Source organism: Desulforamulus profundi, assembly GCF_002607855.1.
The window spans coordinates 1-3175 of the sequence record NZ_AWQQ01000085.1 but is presented as its reverse complement, the minus strand read 5'-3'; the positions used below and the strand labels follow the sequence as shown (position 1 = coordinate 3175).

Sequence of the window (3175 nt, the reverse complement as noted above, 5' to 3'; positions counted from 1 at the left end):
GACGGCTATAAATTTTCCTGCCATCAAGTATCATTGCTTGCCTTCTGCAGCGTAATACGGTAGGATGAGTATACACAGCAGTTCCCCCTTATTATGTTGGTGTGGTAACTATCATTATAAGGGGAGCACTGTGGATACTCAACCATCTGGGGCAAGCCCGGGTGGTTGATTTATTTCCCAGCCTATTCCATTTTGTCAACCCATACCCAACTTAACACACATTTATTATAAAAATCATGCCTAGATTAAACATCTGGGCTTTTTTTAATTCACAATATTCTAAACTCCGCTTGCATAACAACTTCCTCTTCTGCATCCCAAAGTGCCTGCATCTCTTCTCTGGTCGCCAGTTGGAATTCTTTCGATTCCACTTCTCCCATTTGTATAGGTGCCAAATGAGGGATGATTTCTCGACACAGATTCTGATCTGGACAATTCATAATAAATCCACCATAAACAGATTCACAAATTAAAGTGTCACACATATCCGTCATAATGATTTTGTCTGCATTATATGCGTTTTTACCAATAAAATTAGCAATGTTCTCAGCAGTCATTTTAAACATGTAATCAGTATGCATCCCTTGGTCTCCTTGTTTATAAACACTGGCATAGCCAAGATTGCCGTCTTCCATCAATTCATATAACTCTTCTGTAGTCATTTTATCTTCTCCATTCATTGTAATTTATATATTTTGATCCATTAGAGTGACTCATTCAGCAAATAAAAAACCGCAGCTGTATTAACAGTTACGGTCGGTGTGATGTCCAATATTCTATTACTTATCGTTAATCCTCGTAGCAATCCACTTCCTCTGTCATCACGATACCCGAGTGAAATTGAATCGTTATTTTCAGTCCCTTATGCACCTTTATGCTATAGATCAGCCTCTTGACTAGCTCTTGATCAAATTCCCTCACCTGTGGGTTTACAGTGATCACAGCTTTGTCCAGTGCATTAATCCTCTCTGCATAGTTCTCTGCTTGTTTCTGTGCTCTTACAAGCTTCAATTTCGCCTGTTTCAGTGCATTGATGCGTTCGGACAAGTGTTTGTAGGCATCGTCAAATTCATCGCTCACAGCCCCTTGTCGTGCGTTATCTTCGATGAGTTTCAGCATCTGCTTTTGCAGTTCATCGATCTGGTCATCATATTCCGTTGTAACGCCCTGCGTACTATAATTGCCTATGACCCGTATCACATTCTCTCTGAAGGTCTCTATAAAATCTCCACTGTTTTCGACCACCTTGTTGATGGCTTTCATAATGGCATCGTGGAGTTGCTCTTCTTTTAGTGTGGGTGAATTCTGGCACTTGGAGTTTGCTCCATTTTTCAATCTATCCTCACATCGCCATACCGCTGTCTTCTGGCCGTATTTCGACCAAGTCTGCCTTCGATAAGCATGGCCACACTCTCCACAGGCTAAAAGTTCTGTCAGTACATACTTCGAGCTGTATTTGCTTTTCTCCTTTTTCGCCTTGTTTGATTTCCTCGTAACTGCAGATTTATGAAGCTTGCTCTTCTTGCCTTTTCCACCTGCACCTGATGATATAACTCTTTTGGGATAATCGCCTCATGGTTATCTTCGATGTAATACTGCGGGGCATATCCCTCATTTTTCACTTTTTTCTTTGTAAGAAAATCGATGGTATAGGTCTTTTGCATACAGGCATCGCCGCAAAACTTCTCGTTTGAGAGCATTTTATCGATTGTGCCGGGATGCCAGTGATCAAGGCCCGTTACAGTTCTAATATCGTCTTTTTCTAGTCCCTTGGCTATCTGAAGAATGCTTTTACCTTCTAAATACTCTCGGTAGATTCGCTTTACAATGATGGCTTCAGCAGGCACTACTATAAGGTTTCCATCTTCATCTTTTGTGAAACCTAAAAACTTCTTATGATTGACTGATATGATTCCATTTTCAAACCGCCTTGTTAAGCCCCATCTCGTGTTTTCACTGATATTTCGGCTTTCTTCCTGTGCTTGGCTACTTAGGATCGTAATCAGAAGTTCTCCACCACTTTCCATGGTGTTGACCCCTTCTTTTTCAAAAATAACTGGGATGTTCTTTTCCTTCAGCTTTCGGATATATTGCAGAGCATCCACTGTATTTCTGGCGAACCGGCTTACCGATTTTGTCAGGATCAAGTCTACTTTACCTGCCATGCACGCTTCGATCATGACATTAAAATCATCACGTTTTTTCGTCTGTGTGGCGCTCTTGCCATCATCAGCAAATATACCTGCACATTTCCAGTTGGGATTGCTACTAATTTTTTCCGTATAATAGTCAACCTGCGCTTCATAGCTTCCTTCCTGTTGCTCTAGCAAGGTACTGACCCTGCAGTAGGCTGCTACTCGAAGTGTTTTTTGTTCTACGCGCATATGTTTGTCATATTTAACTTGAGGCGGTATGATTGCTACCGTTTTTTTCACTACTGCCATTTTTACCATCCTTTCGTTTGTACTCAATGCTTATGTTGATAGTGATACCATTTATAAATTCCACTTTCACAAATGTCTCTTTATAGACTGTGATCTGTTTAATAATGGTTTCGAAAAGTTCCTCATTAAATTCTGTCCGGGTACTAGTACTTGTCAGAGCCTCTTTTATTTTTTCAGTATTAAGCTTATGATCAGCAACTTTTGAGCCTTCATAATTCAGCTCAGCTCTTTTAAAAATTAGCTCTGCAAGTTCGGCACTTGAAAATTCACCGCCTTGCTCAAGTTCTTTAATTCTATTTTCGGTCTGTCTGAGTTCAAGGTTCATTTTCGGTTGTTCTTGAGGTGATATCTTTTCAAGCTTCTTTTTTTGCATGATCAGTTGGTTGGTTGCTTCTATAAAGGTGCTTTTTAACTCATCTTCAGTGAAAAAACTATTCCTGCATAAAACTCGGTTTTCAAAAATATAGTTTCTACATTTCCATTTGAYTTTTTCCGAAGGCTTATGGTGGCTAAAGATGTCAAGACATTTTTTTGAACTTGTTTAAGGTGGTTTTTCTCCCTCCTTTGTGTATTTTATAAGAAAAATATTACCATTAAAACCATTTATTAACTGGTAATTAAGTAAATTTTTCCCATGCAATACTACTGCAAAAGAAAGTTGACCATAAATGTTGATAACTTTTCCTTCCACCACTAATGTACCGATATTTCACGCACCCGTTCCAGTCATG

4 protein-coding genes are annotated in these 3175 nt (G+C 39.5%); all 4 read right to left on the bottom strand.

The window, feature by feature from the left end; translation table 11 throughout:
• Positions 1–269 precede the first annotated feature (269 nt).
• Positions 270–662 (bottom strand): resolvase, encoded by a 393-nt coding sequence (locus P378_RS12670; protein ID WP_099083505.1) that lies wholly within the window; start codon positions 660–662, stop codon positions 270–272.
• A 127-nt stretch (positions 663–789) separates the two neighbouring features.
• Positions 790–1437, bottom strand: a complete 648-nt coding sequence (locus tag P378_RS24535) for a recombinase zinc beta ribbon domain-containing protein (protein ID WP_338013916.1) — start codon at positions 1435–1437, stop codon at positions 790–792.
• Positions 1434–2444 carry a recombinase family protein gene (locus tag P378_RS24530; RefSeq protein ID WP_338013915.1) on the bottom strand — a complete coding sequence of 337 codons (1011 nt, stop codon included), beginning with the start codon at positions 2442–2444 and terminating at the stop codon, positions 1434–1436. The genes P378_RS24535 and P378_RS24530 overlap by 4 nt, the downstream gene beginning before the upstream one ends.
• The gene (locus P378_RS12660) at positions 2398–2817 is read right to left on the bottom strand and encodes a hypothetical protein (protein WP_099083504.1); all 420 of its coding nucleotides are present in this window, start codon (positions 2815–2817) and stop codon (positions 2398–2400) included. The genes P378_RS24530 and P378_RS12660 overlap by 47 nt, the downstream gene beginning before the upstream one ends.
• Between the last annotated feature and the right edge of the window lie 358 nt (positions 2818–3175).